The sequence below is a fragment of the Mycobacterium sp. NGS26 genome (genome assembly GCF_059813025.1).
Map to the genome: position 1 here is coordinate 462,640 of NZ_JCALDU010000002.1, position 16,380 is coordinate 479,019.

Genomic DNA, 16,380 nt, shown 5'->3' on the forward strand with positions numbered 1-16,380 from the left:
ACGTGGCGGACGAGAAGAGCGCGGCGCAGGCTCTCGAGGCGCCCGTGGAATCGCCTGCTGTCCCCGCCGAGGCGCCGGAGCCGCCCGCCGAGACGTTGAAGACTTCCAGCAGCGCGTCCCGCCGGGTTCGCGCGCGGCTGGCCCGGCGGATGACCGCCCAGCGCAGCACGCTCAACCCCGTGCTCGAGCCGCTGGTGGCGGTGCACCGGGAGATCTACCCGAAGGCCAACGTGCAGCTGCTGCAGCGCGCCTTCGAGGTCGCCGACCAGCGCCACGCGACGCAGCTGCGGCACTCCGGCGACCCGTACATCACCCACCCGCTGGCGGTCGCCAACATCCTGGCCGAATTGGGCATGGACACCACGACTTTGGTGGCCGCGCTGCTGCACGACACCGTGGAGGACACGGGTTACACGCTCGAGGCGTTGAGCGAGGAGTTCGGCGAGGAGGTGGGCCACCTCGTCGACGGCGTCACCAAGCTGGACCGGGTGGTGCTGGGCACCGCCGCCGAGGGCGAGACCATCCGCAAGATGATCACCGCGATGGCCCGCGATCCGCGGGTGCTGGTGATCAAGGTCGCCGACCGGCTGCACAACATGCGCACCATGCGCTTCCTGCCGCCCGAGAAGCAGGCGCGCAAGGCCCGCGAGACGCTGGAAGTCATTGCGCCCCTTGCACATCGGCTGGGCATGGCCAGCGTCAAGTGGGAGCTGGAGGACCTGTCGTTCGCGATCCTGCACCCCAAGAAGTACGAGGAGATCGTCCGGCTCGTCGCGGGCCGCGCGCCGTCGCGGGACACCTACCTGGCCAAGGTGCGCACCGAGATCATCAACACGCTCAACGCGTCGAAGATCAAGGCGACGGTGGAGGGCCGGCCCAAGCACTACTGGTCGATCTATCAGAAGATGATCGTCAAGGGCCGCGACTTCGACGACATCCACGACCTGGTCGGCATCCGCATCCTGTGCGACGAGATCCGCGACTGCTATGCGGCCGTGGGCGTGGTGCATTCGCTGTGGCAGCCGATGGCGGGCCGGTTCAAGGACTACATCGCCCAGCCCCGGTACGGCGTGTACCAGTCGCTGCACACCACCGTCGTCGGGCCGGAGGGCAAGCCGCTGGAGGTGCAGATCCGCACCCGCGACATGCACCGCACCGCCGAATACGGGATCGCGGCGCACTGGCGGTACAAGGAGGCCAAGGGCCGCAACGGCGTTCCGCACCCGCACGCCGCCGCCGAGATCGACGACATGGCCTGGATGCGTCAGCTGCTCGACTGGCAACGCGAGGCCGCGGACCCGGGCGAGTTCCTGGAGTCGCTGCGCTACGACCTTGCGGTGCAAGAGATCTTCGTGTTCACCCCCAAGGGCGACGTCATCACGCTGCCGACCGGGTCGACGCCGATCGACTTCGCCTACGCGGTGCACACCGAGGTCGGCCACCGCTGCATCGGCGCCCGGGTGAATGGGCGGCTGGTGGCGCTGGAGCGCAAGCTCGAAAACGGGGAAGTCGTCGAGGTTTTCACGTCCAAGGCGCCCAACGCGGGGCCGTCGCGGGACTGGCAGCAGTTCGTGGTCTCGCCGCGCGCCAAGACGAAGATCCGGCAGTGGTTCGCCAAGGAGCGCCGCGAGGAGGCGCTGGAGGCCGGCAAGGAGGCGATGGCCCGCGAGGTGCGCCGGGGCGGACTTCCGTTGCAGCGCTTGGTGAATGGCGAGTCGATGGCCGCGGTGGCCCGCGAGCTGCACTACACCGACGTGTCCGCGCTCTACACCGCGATCGGTGAGGGCCACGTGTCGGCGAAGCACGTCGTGCAGCGGCTGCTCGCCGAGCTGGGCGGCATCGACCAGGCCGAGGAGGAGCTGGCCGAGCGGTCCACGCCGACGACCATGCTGCGGCGCCCGCGCAGCACCGACGACGTCGGGGTGTCGGTTCCCGGCGCCCCCGGCGTGCTGACCAAGCTCGCCAAGTGCTGCACGCCGGTGCCCGGCGACCAGATCATGGGCTTCGTCACCCGCGGCGGCGGGGTCAGCGTGCACCGCACCGACTGCACCAATGCCGCTTCGTTGCAACAACAGTCGGAGCGCATCATCGAGGTGCTCTGGGCGCCGTCGCCGTCGTCGGTGTTCCTGGTGGCCATCCAGGTCGAGGCGCTCGACCGGCACCGGCTGCTCTCCGACGTCACGCGGGTGCTGGCCGACGAGAAGGTGAACATCCTGTCCGCGTCGGTCACCACCTCCGGCGACCGGGTGGCCATCAGCCGCTTCACCTTCGAGATGGGCGACCCCAAGCATCTCGGGCACCTGCTCAACGTCGTGCGCAACGTCGAGGGCGTGTACGACGTCTACCGGGTGACGTCAGCCGCGTAGTCGGGTCTTAGTCGAGCAGCAGGGACTTGATGGTGACCTCGCTGTTGGGCGCGCCGTCCTCACCGCCGCCGGAGACGCCGGCCTTGGCGACCTTGTCCAGGACGGCCAGCCCGTCGGCCTGGATGGTGCCGAACACGGTGTACTGCGGCGGCAGCTGAGAGTCCTTGTAGACCATGAAGAACTGGCTGCCGTTGGTGCCGGGACCGGAGTTTGCCATGGCCAGCGTGCCGCGCGGATAGACGACCGGCTCCTGCAGCTTGGGATCGTTCGGCGGGTACTGGTCGGTGGGGTACTCGTTGGCGAATTGATAGCCGGGACCGCCGCTGCCGTCGCCCTTGGGGTCGCCGCACTGCAGGACACCCAACGTGGCCGAGGTGGTCAGCCGGTGGCACTTGGTGTTGTCGAAGTATTTCTGGCCGATCAGGCTCGCGAAACTGTTGACAGTGCAAGGCGATTCGTTGTTGGCCAGCATCAAGCCGATGTTGCCCTGGCTGGTCGACATGCTGGCGCTCACCTGGGCGGGGTCCGTCGGGATCTTGCCGGTCCGCGGCGGCTTGACCGGCTTGGCCGCCGGCTCCTGCGGCGTCGGCGGGTACTGGCAGTTGGCGCCGGTGTTGGCCGACGGCTTGAACGGCGGCAGGGCCACGGCGGGTGGCGTCGGTCCGGCCTGTGTCGTGGTCGCCGCGGAGCTGCTCGTGGCGGTGTTGCTCTTGTGCTCGTTTTTGCTGTTGACGAGCGAGATCACCACCGCGGCGACTGCGGCCACCGCCACGATCGATGCGGCGGCGATGAGCAGGATCCGGCGCTGTTTGGTTCGCTTCGCGCGGCGCTCCAGCTTCCGTTGGAGTTTGCGCTTGGCTGCGGCTTTTCGCTGTTCGTTGGTCGGCACGGCCGGTATGCCTCCATGGTCGGTCAGTCGGGGGCCGAGATGGCCAGCTCAGGCTAATGGGGGCGCGGTCACCCGTGTCAACCGGGCCCCGTGGGAAACTGGGAACCGTGTTGATTACCGGATTTCCCGCCGGCATGTTGGCGTGCAACTGCTACGTGCTGGCCGAGCGGCCCGGAACGGACTGCGTCATCGTGGATCCGGGGCAGCGCGCGATGGGCCCGCTGCGCAGCATCCTGGACAAGAACCGGCTGACACCGGCCGCCGTGTTGCTCACCCACGGGCACATCGACCACATGTGGTCCGCGCAGAAGGTTTCCGACACCTACGGTTGCCCGACCTACATCCATCCCGAGGACCGGTTCATGCTCAAGGACCCGATCTACGGCTACGGCCCGCGCGTGGCCCAGCTGGTCGCGGGTGCGTTCTTCCGCGAGCCCAAGCAGGTGGTCGAGCTGGACCGCGACGGCGACAAGCTCGACCTGGGCAGCGTCACCGTCAACGTCGACCACACGCCGGGGCACACCCGCGGGTCGGTGGTGTTTCGGGTGGCATCCGACACCGACGTGGTGTTCAGCGGGGACACGCTGTTCGAGCGCTCGATCGGCCGCACCGACCTGTTCGGCGGCAGCGGCCGCGACCTGCTGACCTCGATCGTCGACAAGCTCCTGGTGCTCGACGACAAGACCGTCGTGCTGCCCGGGCACGGCGACGCCACCACCATCGGCGCGGAACGGCGTTTCAACCCGTTCCTCGAGGGCCTGAGCCCGTGACGGAGTTCTCTGCGCCCAAGGGGGTGCCCGACTACGTCCCGCCGGAGTCGGCCCAGTTTGTCGCGGTGCGCGACGGGCTGCTGGCCGCCGCACGCCGGGCCGGTTACGGCGACATCGAGCTGCCCATCTTCGAGGACACGGCGCTGTTCGCCCGCGGCGTCGGCGAATCCACCGACGTGGTGTCCAAGGAGATGTACACGTTCGCCGACCGCGGCGACCGCTCGGTGACGCTGCGGCCGGAGGGCACCGCCGGGGTGGTGCGCGCGGTGATCGAACACGGCCTGGACCGCGGCGCGCTGCCGGTGAAGCTGTGTTACGCGGGCCCGTTCTTCCGCTACGAGCGCCCGCAGGCAGGCCGCTATCGCCAGCTGCAGCAGGTCGGCGTGGAGGCGATCGGCGTCGACGATCCGGCGCTGGACGCCGAGGTGATCGCCATCGCCGACGCCGGGTTCCGCTCTTTGGGCCTGGACGGGTTCCGGTTGGAGATCACCTCGCTGGGCGACGAGATCTGCCGCCCGCAATACCGAGAGTTGTTGCAGGACTTCCTGTTTGGGCTCTCACTTGATGAGGAGACGCGCCGGCGGGCCGAGATCAATCCGCTGCGGGTTCTCGACGACAAACGACCCGCGATGCGCGCGATGACGGCCGACGCCCCGGTGCTGCTCGACCACCTGTCCGACGTCGCCAAGCAGCACTTCGACACCGTGCTGGCGCACCTGGACGCGCTCGGCGTCCCGTACGTCATCAACCCGCGGATGGTGCGCGGGCTGGACTACTACACCAAGACCGCCTTCGAGTTCGTCCACGACGGCCTGGGCGCGCAATCCGGGATCGGCGGCGGCGGCCGCTACGACGGCCTGATGCGCCAACTCGGCGGACAAGACTTGTCGGGCATCGGATTTGGGCTCGGCGTCGACCGGACCCTGCTGGCGCTGCGGGCCGAGGGCAAGAGCGTGGGGGAGACGACGCGCTGCGACGTGTTCGGTGTGCCGCTGAGCGAGCCGGCCAAGCTGCGACTCGCGGTGCTGGCCGCGCAGCTGCGAGCGTCCGGGGTCCGCGTCGACCTGGCCTACGGCGACCGCGGCCTCAAGGGCGCGATGCGCGCGGCCGATCGTTCCGGCGCCCGCATCGCACTGGTGTTGGGCGATCGCGATATCGAGGGCGGGACGGTCGGGGTGAAGGACCTGGGCTCGGGCGAGCAGGTGTCGGTGCCGATGGATTCGGTTGTCGGTGAGGTGGTCGCGCGGCTGCGCGGCTAAGTGTCAGACCCTTCTGGCATACTCGAACGTATGTTCGATGATGAGGCGGCGCGGGCGGAGGTGATCGCCCGGTTTGACGAGCTGTTCGAGCGGCACTATCCGTCGACGACGCCGGAGTCGGCGACGCTGATCGAGCGGATTGGTGCGGCGGCGCGATTCGAGAACCGGGCAGCCGCCGCGCAGTTGGTGGCGATCGGCGAGCTGTTCGCGTATCGGTTGTCGCGCTGTTCGGAGACCGAGGACTGGGCTATCGACACGATGGAGGCGGTGGCCGCCGAGGTGGGGGCGGCGCTGCGGATCAGCCAGGGGCGGGCCGCCGATCGGGTGCGCTATGCGCGCGCGATGCGCGAGCGGCTGCCCCAGTGTGCGGTGGTCTTCGGCGCCGGGGACATCGATTATCAGATGTTTCAGATCTTGGTGTATCGCACCGATTTGATCACCGATCCCGAGGTGTTGGCCGCGGTGGACGCGACGCTGGCGGCCAATGTGGCCCGATGGCCGTCGCTGAGCCGGGGCCGGCTGGCGGCCCAGGTGGACAAGATCGTGGCGCGCGCCGATGCCGATGCGGTGCGTCGGCGCTCCAAGACGCAGCGGGATCGGGAGGTGTGGATCGGTCCGGATCACGACGGGACCGCCGAGATCGGGGGGCGTCTGCTCGGCCCGGATGCGCATGCGTTGGATCGGCGGTTGGATGCGTTGGCGGCCACGGTGTGTGAACACGATCCACGCACTCGCGAGCAGCGGCGTGCTGATGCGCTGGGCGCCTTGGCCGCGGGGGCGGATCGGTTGGGGTGTCGGTGCGGGCGCACCGACTGTGCGGCCGCAAAGCGCCGGCCCGCGTCGCCGGTGGTGATCCACATGATCGCCGAGCAGGCCACCATCGACGGCCGCGGCAACACGCCCGGCTCAGAGCTTGGTGCCGACGGGCTCATCCCACCCGAGGTGGTGGCGGAGCTGGCCAAGTCGGCCAAGCTGATGCCGCTGATCCACCCGGCCGATGCCCCGCCGGAAAACGGTTATGTGCCGTCGCGGGGCTTGGCTGATTTCGTGCGCTGTCGGGATCTGACGTGCCGCTGGCCCGGCTGTGACCAGCCGGCGATCAACTGCGACGTCGACCACACCGTCCCGTACGCCCAGGGCGGCGCCACCCATGCGAGCAACCTGAAGTGTTATTGCCGCCTGCATCATTTGATCAAGACCTTTTTCGGCTGGACCGAACAACAGCTGCCCGACGGCACCCTGATCCTCACCTCGCCGGCCGGCCAGACCTATGTGACCACCCCGGGCAGCGCGCTGCTATTTCCCAGCCTGTGTCGCGCGGTCGGCGGCATGCCGGCGCCCGAAGTTGAACCGCCACAGGACTACTGCGCGCCGCGCAGCGCGATGATGCCGCGCCGCCGGCGCACCCGCGCCCAACAGCGTGCTTATCGGGTGGCCGCCGAACGCAACCACAACCGCCGGGCCCGGATTGCCGCTCACGCCACGCCAGCCGGCCCCGCGCCACCGGTCGACGACGACGAGCCACCGCCATTTTGACTGTGGCGCAAGGGTCATGCCTGACCCTTGCGCGATTCTTGCGCAGCGTGCTGGTACGACCATGTCGTTCGGGCCGGCCCGCCGTACGCTGGGCGGGTGGAAGAGACAACCAAAGCCGACATCCTCGCTGCGTTGGATGATAGCGGGACGCGGTTCGTTTCGATGGTCCGAGGGCTGGATCCGGATCGTGCCGCGCGACCAGTTCCTGGGCTGGCCTGGACGGCCATAGAGACTGCGGCTCACGTTGTAACCGTGCTCGGCAGGCTGCTCGGCGATCGTCGACGCGCCGCCACAAACGAGGGGGTTGCCGAGTTGAACGCGACCTGCCTCTCGGAGTACACCGACCGAGGTATCGACGATATCGCCGACCGGCTCGAGGCAAATCTGCGTACGGTGATCGACCGCGTCTACGCCAAAGTCGACTTCGACCGTCTATATCCCTTCCACGGTGGATCAACGATCTCTGCTGGTGGTGGGGCTCGATGGATCTTGTGCGAGCTGCTCGTCCACGGCTACGACATCGCCGCCGCAACCGGAAATGAGTGGGGGATACCGGCCGAGGCCGCAGCCATCGCGATTCGTGGCCCTGCTGAGTCGATGAATCGGCTGGTTGAGACCAAGACCTCTACCCGACATCGGGTGTATCTGGGAAACGACGACACCGTCGAATTCGTCGCATCCTCGGGACACCTGCCTGCCGGTGACGAGCCGATCGACGCGGAACCCAACGAGCTGCTCCTGGCTTTCTTCGGAAGGATTGACGTGTCCGATCCGCGTTTGGCGGTGGTTCTGGCTGATCTGCCGCGCATGTAATTGGCTGTGGCTCAAGGGTTTACGCTGAGGTGACGGCGTACAGGCGCCACTCACCGGGCACGCCCTTGAGCTGGTGAGTTCCGCGATCCTCGAACTCGAGCCCCGACCCGATCACCAGGTCGCGCAAGCGCATAGCGCGTCTCGGAGAACATGGCGGAAATGTAAGCCGCGCGCCGCACTTGACTCGCCATCGAACTATTGTTCGAATAGGCGTATGCGGTGGACCAACCAGGCCGTCGCGGTCAACGGGCAACCCGTCGACGACGGGGCGCTGCCCGGGCTGCAACGGATCGGGCTCCTTCGCAGCGTGCGGACGCCGCAGTTCGAGGGGATCACGTTCCACGAGGTGCTCTGCAAGTCCGCGCTGAACAAGGTGCCGGACGCGGCGGCGCTGCCGTTCCGCTACACGGTCAACGGCTACCGCGGCTGCTCGCACGCCTGCCGCTACTGCTTCGCGCGGCCCAGCCACGAATACCTGGACTTCAACTGCGGCACCGACTTCGACACCCAGGTGGTGGTCAAGACCAACGTCGCCGACGTGCTGCGCCGCGAGCTGCACCGGCCGTCCTGGCGGCGCGAGACCGTCGCGCTGGGCACCAACACCGATCCCTACCAGCGGGCCGAGGGCCGCTACGCGCTGATGCCGGGCATCATCGGCGCCCTCGCCGACTCCGGCACGCCGCTGTCAATCCTGACCAAGGGCACGCTGCTGCGCCGCGACCTGCCGCTGATCACCGATGCGGCCCAACAGGTTCCGGTGTCGGTCGCGGTGTCGCTGGCGCTGGCCGATCCCGAGCTGCACCGCGACGTCGAGCCGGGCACCCCCACACCGCAGGCGCGCCTGGGTCTCATCACGGCGATCCGCGACGCGGGGCTGGACTGCCATGTCATGGTCGCGCCGGTGCTCCCGCATCTCACCGACTCCACGGAGCGGCTCGACGAGTTACTCGGCCAGATCGCGGCCGCCGGGGCCACCGGCGTGACGGTCTTCGGCCTGCACCTGCGCGGCCCGACCCGCGGCTGGTTCATGTCCTGGCTGGCCCGCTCGCATCCCGAGCTGGTCGGCCGCTATCGCGACCTGTACCGGCGGGGCGCCTACCTGCCGCCGGCCTACCGCGAGACGCTGCGCCGACGGGCCGCGCCGCTGATCGCGAAGCACGGGCTGGCCGGCGATCACCGCCCGGTCCCGCGGGCCGCCACGGCCGCGGTAGCCGGACCCGTTCAGCCGACGCTGTTTTAGGCAGGCTTGTCGCCGCGCGGCTTGGTCAGGGTGAACTGGTCGATCACCACGACCGCGCCGAACAGGCCCCGCAACGCGTAGTGCGTCGCCTTGATCGAGGTGCTGCCGCCGGGCCGGCCCGGATCGACGTCGAAAGCCACGAAGCCGTAAGGGTTTTCGCGGTCGCGAAACGCCGACCACGGCGCGTCCTCTATCACATAGATCGGCGCCTTGCGCCCAATCCCGGGGTCGAAAGCGCCGACCCCGGTCAGCACCCGGCACTGCGGCTGCGGGAAGAACATGCCGTTGGACGGCGCGGAGGTGCCGCCCCCGCCGATGACGAGGTGCACCGTTCCCCGGGTCGCGTCGATCAGATCCGCACGGGTGTCGACGGGCCGCGGTGTCCGGGTGTCGGTGCCCAGCGTTCCGCGCAGCGGATGTGAGCGTTCGTAGTGGTGTTCGTGGCCGCACAGCACCAGGTCGACCTGGTGCTGGTCGAACAACGGCAGCCACTCCTCGCGGATGCCGAGGTCGGCACCATTGGTCCGGTCGGCGGTGGAGATCGCCGTCTGGTGCATGCAGACGATCACCCAGTCGATGTCGGGGTCGCGCCGCGCCGCCGCGAGTTCGCCCGCGAGCCAGCGCCTTTGCTCCCCGCCCGAGTAGCCGTGCACATAGGAGTTGCCGCCGTCCTGGAAGGCGACGTCGTCGTTGTTGAGGCTGATCACGCGCACCGATCCGGCGGTGAACGAGTACCACAGCCCGCGAACCTCCGGGCTCGATCCCGAGTCGGGCACCTGGAAGTACGTCTGATACGCGCCGTAACCGATTGGCCCGTTGCCCAACTCGTTCTCGTGGTTGCCCGCCGCCGGCATCCACGGCCGGTAACGCGCCGACCGGGTGTTGTTCTCGAACCAGTCCGACCAGGTGCGGATCCGGTCCTGCGCTAGGTTCGCGTAGCACAGGTCGCCATTGACCAGGTTGAACAGCGGGCCGAGCCGCTCGATCGCCAGCGTGGTGTCGGCGGCCGCCGGCGAGCCGATGTGGTCGGTGCCGTAGTTGCCGTCGGGCAGCCGGTTCAGCGTGGGAGTCGACTGGTCGCCGAAGCTGGTGAAGCGCAGCGGCTTTCGCCCCACCGGGCCGGTCCGCACCGTTCCGATCTCCGGCTCGACGCCGTCGTGCACCGCGGCGTACACGTAGTCGGTGTCCGGGGTGAGGTTTGTCAGGCGGGCGTGGTTGACGCGAACCTCGATGTTGGACTTGCCATCCCGATAGGTCCGGGTTTCGGCCGCCACGGTGCGACCGAAACCCGCCCCCGGCGTGCCCAGCATCACGCGCGGATTGCGGACGGCGTCGGTGGTGTGCCACGAGACCACCACCTCGGTGCCGGCGTTCCTGCCGAATTGCAGGTGCAGGCCGACCACCGGCGGCGCGCCGTCGCGATCCGGCCGCCGCCACACCGCGGGGCCCCGCGGGTGCGACCACAGCAGCGCGGCCCCGCCCACCCCGACGCCGCCGAGGACCGCGGAGGCCGCGGTCGAGGTGAGCAACCGGCGGCGGCTGATGCCGGGCCCGGGGTCGTTGCTCATGGAAGCTTCATACCGGAGCCGGGCAACCCGAAGGTAACGGCCTTAGTGGCGGTGCAGTTCGAGCAGGCCGGCCTGGCCGGTGGACGGGGGGTGCGCGGCCAGCCACTCGCGGGTCGCCGCGTGCGAGCGCTCGATGAGTGTCGCCGCGTGGGAGAAGTCGGCTCCGGAGGTGGCGATCGGGCACAGCGGCCGGATGACGCGCAGGTCGACCGCCCGCTCGAAGCGCTCGACGTCGACGGCCAGGCGATGGTTGACGGCCAGCGTCATGGCGTGCAGCGCCATGTTCACCGCGGTTTTCGGTGCCGCGGGCAGATCGCACGAGTAGCCGGTCGGCAGCACCCAGACCCGATCGGCGCCCAGCGCGACGGCGTGAGAGATCGGGGTGTTGTTCACCACACCGCCGTCCATCAGGTCGCGCCCGTCGACCCGCACCGGCGGGAACACGCCCGGGATGGCGGCGCTGGCGGCGATCGCGTCCACCGCGTTCCCGGAGGACAGCAGGACGTCGGTGCCGGAGATCACGTCGGTCGCCACCACGTGCAGGGGGATCGGCGCGTCCTCGAGCTGGGTGAACTCCAGGTTGTCGGCCAGCATGCGTCGTAAACCGGTGTTGGGAACCAGGTGCGACCGGCGGCCGAGCATGCCCAGCGCCCCGGCGACCGGGTGGGCGGGGAATATGGCCCGCCGCGACAACGACATCCACAGGTCGGCCAGTCCCCTGATCCCGGGGACGTCGGGCCGCGACGCGATCCACCCGCCGTTGACAGCGCCGACCGACGTGCCGACGACCAGGTCTGGGCGTTCCCCCGCGTCGGCGAGCGCGAGCAGCATGCCCACATGGACCGCACCGAGGCTGGCGCCGCCGGACAACACGAATGCCGTGGGCACAGATGCATCGTAGGGACTTTCGCCGCGGATGCGCGCGTAACGAATCCGGTAGCGTTTTCGATATGACGAACGTGCGATATGTGACCGGCGTGGTCGCCGCGGCAGCGTTTGCGGCAGCAGCGGTGGCCGTCACGCCCGCGACCTCATTTGCGGATCCGCCCGGCCATCAAGTGACCTACACCGTGTCGAGCCCCAACAATCTGACCGCCACGGTCAACTACGTGAATGCCGATCCGCCCAGCCAGGCCGCCTACAACGCGGACCCGTCGAAGTTCATGACCAGCGTCCAGGCCCCGCTCAGCGGTGGAACGCCGGTCACCTACACCGTCACCTTGGCGAACCCGGCCAATGCGAGCGTCAGCGCCAGCGGCATGCTGCATTGGCCGGATTCGGGCAATGGCCCGGCCTCATTCCACTGCGAGGTCGCCGTGGACGGCCAGGTGGTCGCGCAGCAGGACGCGACCACCACCGTCACCTGCCGGCCGCCCGGGTAAGCGTCTAGCGCGGCTCGGTCTGGGCGACGACGACGACCTCCGCCCGTTCGTCTCCGACCGCCCGGATCTTGTGGCTGACCGACGCGTCGAAGTAGGCGCTGTCACCGGCGCCGAGCGCGATGGTCTCGTCGCCGTAGTCCAGTTCGACGCGCCCGGCGTGCACGAACACGAACTCCTGACCCGCATGCTCGGGATGCGGATCGTCGGCCCCGCGGCCGGTCGGCCGAACCACGAACGGCGACATGGACTTTCCGAGCAGTGCGGATGCCAGCACCCGGTAACGCTCGCCGTCGGCGCCGCCGGCCGCGCGGTCGACGGTGATCTTCTCCTCGGCCGCCTCGTAGGAGAACAGCCGGCCGACATCGACGTCGAGCGCTCGCGCGACCTTCAGGGCGACGGCGATCGACGGTGTGCTCTGCCGCCGTTCGACCTTGGACAGATAGCTTTTGGTCAGCCCGGTCTGTTCGGCGAGTTGCTCCAGGGTGAGGCCGCGCTGTCGGCGGACGGCGCGCAACAGTGCTGTCATTGACGGTGCCCCTCATGACACGAAGTTTCCTATGGTCTACTATTGTGTCATATGTCCAGCACATTCGCCGATTCGAAGTCCGAGTTGATGCGCCGCGCGCAGGAACGGCTGGCGGCCCTCCAAACCAGAGACGTCGCGGACTCGCAGTTGACCACCCGCCAGAAGCTGGCGCTGACGTGCCGCGCCCTGTTCGACGCGGGGCACGACTCCGGGCTGGCCGGGCAGATCACGGCCCGTGCCGAGCAGCCCGGGACCTACTACACGCAGCGGCTGGGCCTCGGGTTCGACGAGATCACCGACGCCAACCTGCTGCTGGTCGACGAGGACCTCAACGTGCTCGACGGCGACGGAATGGCGAACCCCGCCAACAGGTTTCACAGCTGGATCTACCGCGCCCGGCCCGACGTGCAGTGCATCGTGCACACCCACGCCTTCCACGTGGCGGCGCTGTCCATGCTGGAGGTTCCGCTGGTGGTCTCGCACATGGACACCACGCCCCTGTACGACGACTGCGCGTTCCTCGCCGAATGGCCGGGCGTGCCCGTCGGCAACGAGGAGGGGGAGATCATCACCGCGGCGCTCGGCGACAAGAAGGCGGTGCTGTTGGCGCATCACGGCCACGTGGTGGCCGGCGCCAGCATCGAGGAGGCGTGCTCGTTGGGCGTCCTGATCGAGCGCGCCGCGAAGCTGCAACTGGCCGCGATGGCCGCCGGCACGGTCAGGGAACTGCCCGAGCCGCTGGCCCGTGAGGCCCACGACTGGACGCTGCGGCCCGAGCGCAGCCGGGCCAACTTCGCCTACTACGCCCGCCGCGCCCTGGCGCGCCACCCCGACGCGCTGACGAGCTAAGACAAGGAGCACCGTGCCCGAGATCCACGGCGTCATCGCCTACCCGGTGACCCCGTTCGCCGACGACGGGATCGACACCAAACGGCTTGCCGCGCTGGTCGACAGGCTCGTGTCCGCCGGGGTGCACGCGATCGCCCCGCTGGGCAGCACCGGCGAGTTGGCCTACCTCGAGGAGCCCGAATTCGACACCGTCGTCGACACCACGATCGGCACGGTCGCCGGCCGGGTGCCCGTCGTCGTGGGCGTGTCGGACGTGACCACCGCCAAGACCATCCGGCGCGCCCGGTACGCGCAGCGGGCCGGCGCCGATGCGGTGATGATCCTGCCGGTGTCCTACTGGAAGCTCAGCGAGCGCGAGATCGCGCAGCACTACCGCAGCATCGGCGACGCCATCGAAATCCCGATCATGGCCTACAACAACCCGGCCACCAGCGGCGTGGACATGCGGCCCGAGCTGCTGGTCAGCATGTTCGAGACCATCGACAACGTGACCATGGTCAAGGAATCCACCGGCGACCTGACCCGGATGCAGCGCATCACCGAGCTGTCCGGCGGTCGGCTGCCCTTCTACAACGGCAGCAACCCGCTGGTGCTCGACGCGCTGAAGGCCGGGGCCTCCGGATGGTGCACGGCCGCACCGTGTTTGCGGCCGCAGCCGTGCATCGAGCTGTACGAGGCGGTGCGCGCGGGCGACCTCGACAAGGCGCAGGCCCTCTACGACGACCTCAAGCCGCTGCTGGAGTTCATCGTCGCGGGCGGGCTGGCCACTACGGTCAAGGCCGGCCTCGACCTGCTCGGTTTCCCGGTCGGCGACCCGCGTGCGCCGCTGCTGCCGCTCGACGACCAAGGGCGCGCCGAGCTGCAACGCCTGCTCGCCTAGCCCAAGTCGGCCGCGTGGAAGGTGTCGCACTGCTTCGGGTCACCGGTCTGGTACCCGACGGTGAACCAATGCTGCCGCTCCGCGGCCGATCCGTGCGTCCAGCTTTCGGGGTTGACCCGCCCGGTTGATTGCCTCTGGATGCGGTCGTCGCCGACCGAGGCGGCGGCCGACAGCGCGTCGGCAATGTCCTGATCGCTCAACGGATTCAGGAATGGAGTGCCGTCCTGCTGCTTGACGGTCGAGGCGTAGTGCGCCCAGATGCCCGCGTAGCAGTCGGCCTGTAACTCGGTGCGCACGCCGCCGCCGCCGGCGCCCTTGGCGCCCTGCTGGGCGCGGCCCAGCACCCCTTGGAGGTTCTGCACGTGATGGCCGTACTCGTGGGCGACGACGTATTCCTGCGCGAAAGCCCCGTTGCTGGAATGCAGTTGCCTGACGAGCACATCCTGGAAGAAGGTGGTGTCGAAGTACGCGGTCTGGTCCACCGGGCAGTAGAACGGCCCGACGTCGGTGGTCGCCATTCCGCAACCGGTGCTCACCTGGTCGCTGAACAGCCGCACCCGCGGGCGGGTGTAGCCCTGCAGCAGCTGATGCCACACCGCGTCGACCGAGTTCCCGGTGGCGACCACGCGGCACTGCACGTACTTGTTGGCGTCGGCGCCGGTCTTGCACTGGCTCAGGTCGAACCCGGGCGCCGAGTAGCCGCCCGTGTTCATCTGCTGGGAGTTGAGCACGCGGCCGGGATCGACGCCCAACAGCAAGGCGCCGATCAGGATCAGCAGCCCGACGCCGCCGCCCCCGATGGCCATCCCCATGCCGCCCCCGCCGGACGACGACGCGGTGCTGGTGTCGATCTGCATGCCCTCGTTGAAGGTCATCGCACGCTCCTAGTGTTGCCGGCCTAGTGTTGCCGGGTCGCGCCGAACCGGGCGTCGGTATAGCTACGCAGGTTACGCAGGAACCGGCGCAGGGCCAGATTCAGCAGCGGCCCGACGGCGAACATCGCCAGCCGCGCCGGGCCGGCGGGCTGCTGCGCCATGGTCCACGTCAGCCGGCAGCCGCCCGGGATGGCCTCGACCCGGTAATCCTCGGCGAACGCGGCGACCGACCGTGTCGAGCACTCGTTGAACCGGAATGCCATGTGGGTGAACGGTTCCCACGCGATGAACTCCTCGTCGCCGACGATCCCGCCGCGCATCTCGACGATGCGGGTGGTGCCCACGCCGCGCGGCTCGGGACTGGTCCAGGTCACCTTGGTGATCACCGGGGCCCAGCGCGGCCAGGACTCGGCGTCGGCGAGCACCTCGAAGAGCTGCTCGGGCGTGATCGCGAGGTCGACACTGTTGCGGAATCGGAATGGCGCGTTCTCGGCGAAACCCACGTCCACGCGCTCGCAGGTGTGCATGGCTCGAATCTAGCCCGGGCCGTCGCTCGCCGCGGCCAGTAGCGGCACCACGACGTCGCTGATCGGCGTCGGCAGGCCGTGGGCGCGGGCCTTGCGGATGATCACCCCGTTGCGGATGTCCCATTCCAGCCGCCGGTGATTCTCCCGGTCGGCCAGCATCGACGTGCCCATGTCCTCGGGGACGTGACGGAACATCTCGACGAACTCGTCGACCACGCCGTTGGGCAACCGGGCGCCCTCGGCCCGCGCGACGGCCAGGCATTCGGCGACATAACGGCGCGACAGCGCCGCGACGTCGTCGCGGCGGAACATCCCGGAGCGCCGCCCGGACAGCGCCATGAACCCGGCCAGCGCGTTGACGAGCAGCTTGCGCCAGGCCGCGGTGAGGAAGTCGGGGTCGCAGTCCACCCGGCAGCCCGCGCCGCGCAGCAGCTTTGCGACCGTCTCGGCCTCGGGCCCGCTGGGCAGCACCAGCGCGGCCTCCCCGCGCAGCCGCACCCAGCCGTCGGGCTGGGTTTCCGCCGAATACCACACGATGCCGGGGATCACGGGCGACGACGGGCAGTGCGGCTTGACCTGCTCGACCTGTTCGACGCCGTTCTGCAGCACGGCGACGACGGTGTGTTCGTCGCACAGCCGCGCCAGCCAGCCGGCCGCGTCGTCGTTCTGGGTGGCCTTGACCGCCAGGATGACCAGGTCGACGGGGCCCGAGACCTCGCCGGGATCGGTGCGCACCGGGCCGGGCACCACGATGGGATCCCCGCCGTCGGGCCGCAGCTCGATGGCGTCCCTTGGTGTGCGGCCGCACACCAGCACGGAATGCCCGGCCTTGTGCAGCAGGGCGGCGACCGTCGTGCCGACGGCGCCGGGACCGACGAGTGCGATGTTGATGGCGATGGG

The 16,380-nt window shown here is 69.2% G+C and carries 16 protein-coding genes; 9 read left to right on the forward strand and 7 right to left on the reverse strand.

What is annotated here, in order from left to right:
- The first annotated feature begins 2 nt into the window (after window positions 1–2).
- Entirely contained in the window at window positions 3–2,366 is a 2,364-nt protein-coding gene (locus AC5Y6X_RS08445) for a RelA/SpoT family protein (protein WP_499986472.1), read from the forward strand.
- Window positions 2,367–2,373: 7 nt separating this feature from the next.
- On the opposite strand, the gene AC5Y6X_RS08450 is transcribed toward AC5Y6X_RS08445, so the two are convergent.
- Window positions 2,374–3,255, reverse strand: a complete 882-nt coding sequence (locus AC5Y6X_RS08450) for a peptidylprolyl isomerase (RefSeq protein ID WP_499985814.1) — start codon at window positions 3,253–3,255, stop codon at window positions 2,374–2,376.
- A 107-nt stretch (window positions 3,256–3,362) separates the two neighbouring features.
- Here AC5Y6X_RS08450 and AC5Y6X_RS08455 point away from each other — a divergent pair, with 107 nt between their 5' ends.
- The 5 genes from AC5Y6X_RS08455 (at window position 3,363) to AC5Y6X_RS08475 (ending at window position 8,873) form a co-directional block, all read left to right on the forward strand.
- Window positions 3,363–4,025, forward strand: a complete 663-nt coding sequence (locus AC5Y6X_RS08455; protein WP_324682247.1) for an MBL fold metallo-hydrolase — start codon at window positions 3,363–3,365, stop codon at window positions 4,023–4,025.
- Window positions 4,022–5,284, forward strand: a complete 1,263-nt coding sequence (gene hisS, locus AC5Y6X_RS08460; protein WP_499985816.1) for a histidine--tRNA ligase — start codon at window positions 4,022–4,024, stop codon at window positions 5,282–5,284. Before AC5Y6X_RS08455 ends, hisS begins: the two co-directional genes overlap by 4 nt.
- Window positions 5,285–5,314: 30 nt before the next feature.
- A complete protein-coding gene (locus AC5Y6X_RS08465) occupies window positions 5,315–6,820 on the forward strand; it encodes an HNH endonuclease signature motif containing protein (RefSeq protein WP_499985818.1) in 1,506 nt (501 codons plus the stop codon).
- A gap of 96 nt (window positions 6,821–6,916) precedes the next feature.
- Entirely contained in the window at window positions 6,917–7,633 is a 717-nt protein-coding gene (locus tag AC5Y6X_RS08470; protein ID WP_499985819.1) for a maleylpyruvate isomerase N-terminal domain-containing protein, read from the forward strand.
- 214 nt (window positions 7,634–7,847) lie between these two features.
- Window positions 7,848–8,873: an Rv2578c family radical SAM protein gene (locus AC5Y6X_RS08475; protein ID WP_499985821.1), complete on the forward strand. Its 1,026-nt coding sequence runs from the start codon at window positions 7,848–7,850 to the stop codon at window positions 8,871–8,873.
- On the opposite strand, the gene AC5Y6X_RS08480 is transcribed toward AC5Y6X_RS08475, so the two are convergent.
- The gene (locus AC5Y6X_RS08480; RefSeq protein ID WP_499985823.1) at window positions 8,870–10,441 is read right to left on the reverse strand and encodes a purple acid phosphatase family protein; all 1,572 of its coding nucleotides are present in this window, start codon (window positions 10,439–10,441) and stop codon (window positions 8,870–8,872) included. The genes AC5Y6X_RS08475 and AC5Y6X_RS08480 overlap by 4 nt on opposite strands.
- A gap of 42 nt (window positions 10,442–10,483) precedes the next feature.
- Complete coding sequence (locus AC5Y6X_RS08485) at window positions 10,484–11,329, reverse strand: patatin-like phospholipase family protein (RefSeq protein ID WP_499985825.1); 846 nt, start codon at window positions 11,327–11,329, stop codon at window positions 10,484–10,486.
- 62 nt (window positions 11,330–11,391) lie between these two features.
- Between AC5Y6X_RS08485 and AC5Y6X_RS08490 the strand changes: the two genes are divergently transcribed.
- On the forward strand, window positions 11,392–11,823 hold the full coding sequence (locus tag AC5Y6X_RS08490) for an Rv2576c family protein (protein WP_324681791.1): 432 nt from the start codon (window positions 11,392–11,394) through the stop codon (window positions 11,821–11,823).
- Between the two features lie 4 nt (window positions 11,824–11,827).
- On the opposite strand, the gene AC5Y6X_RS08495 is transcribed toward AC5Y6X_RS08490, so the two are convergent.
- On the reverse strand, window positions 11,828–12,349 hold the full coding sequence (locus AC5Y6X_RS08495) for a helix-turn-helix domain-containing protein (protein ID WP_499985827.1): 522 nt from the start codon (window positions 12,347–12,349) through the stop codon (window positions 11,828–11,830).
- A 51-nt stretch (window positions 12,350–12,400) separates the two neighbouring features.
- Between AC5Y6X_RS08495 and AC5Y6X_RS08500 the strand changes: the two genes are divergently transcribed.
- Window positions 12,401–13,198 carry an aldolase gene (locus AC5Y6X_RS08500; RefSeq protein WP_499985829.1) on the forward strand — a complete coding sequence of 266 codons (798 nt, stop codon included), beginning with the start codon at window positions 12,401–12,403 and terminating at the stop codon, window positions 13,196–13,198.
- 13 nt (window positions 13,199–13,211) lie between these two features.
- Window positions 13,212–14,078, forward strand: a complete 867-nt coding sequence (locus AC5Y6X_RS08505; RefSeq protein ID WP_499985831.1) for a dihydrodipicolinate synthase family protein — start codon at window positions 13,212–13,214, stop codon at window positions 14,076–14,078.
- On the opposite strand, the gene ypfJ is transcribed toward AC5Y6X_RS08505, so the two are convergent.
- The 3 genes from ypfJ to AC5Y6X_RS08520 are packed head-to-tail and all read right to left on the reverse strand — an operon-like array spanning window position 14,075 to window position 16,377.
- Window positions 14,075–14,953 carry a KPN_02809 family neutral zinc metallopeptidase gene (gene ypfJ / locus AC5Y6X_RS08510; RefSeq protein WP_324681796.1) on the reverse strand — a complete coding sequence of 293 codons (879 nt, stop codon included), beginning with the start codon at window positions 14,951–14,953 and terminating at the stop codon, window positions 14,075–14,077. The genes AC5Y6X_RS08505 and ypfJ overlap by 4 nt on opposite strands.
- Before the next feature lie 23 nt (window positions 14,954–14,976).
- A complete protein-coding gene (locus tag AC5Y6X_RS08515; RefSeq protein ID WP_499985833.1) occupies window positions 14,977–15,480 on the reverse strand; it encodes an SRPBCC family protein in 504 nt (167 codons plus the stop codon).
- A 9-nt stretch (window positions 15,481–15,489) separates the two neighbouring features.
- Complete coding sequence (locus AC5Y6X_RS08520; RefSeq protein ID WP_499986473.1) at window positions 15,490–16,377, reverse strand: oxidoreductase; 888 nt, start codon at window positions 16,375–16,377, stop codon at window positions 15,490–15,492.
- Between the last annotated feature and the right edge of the window lie 3 nt (window positions 16,378–16,380).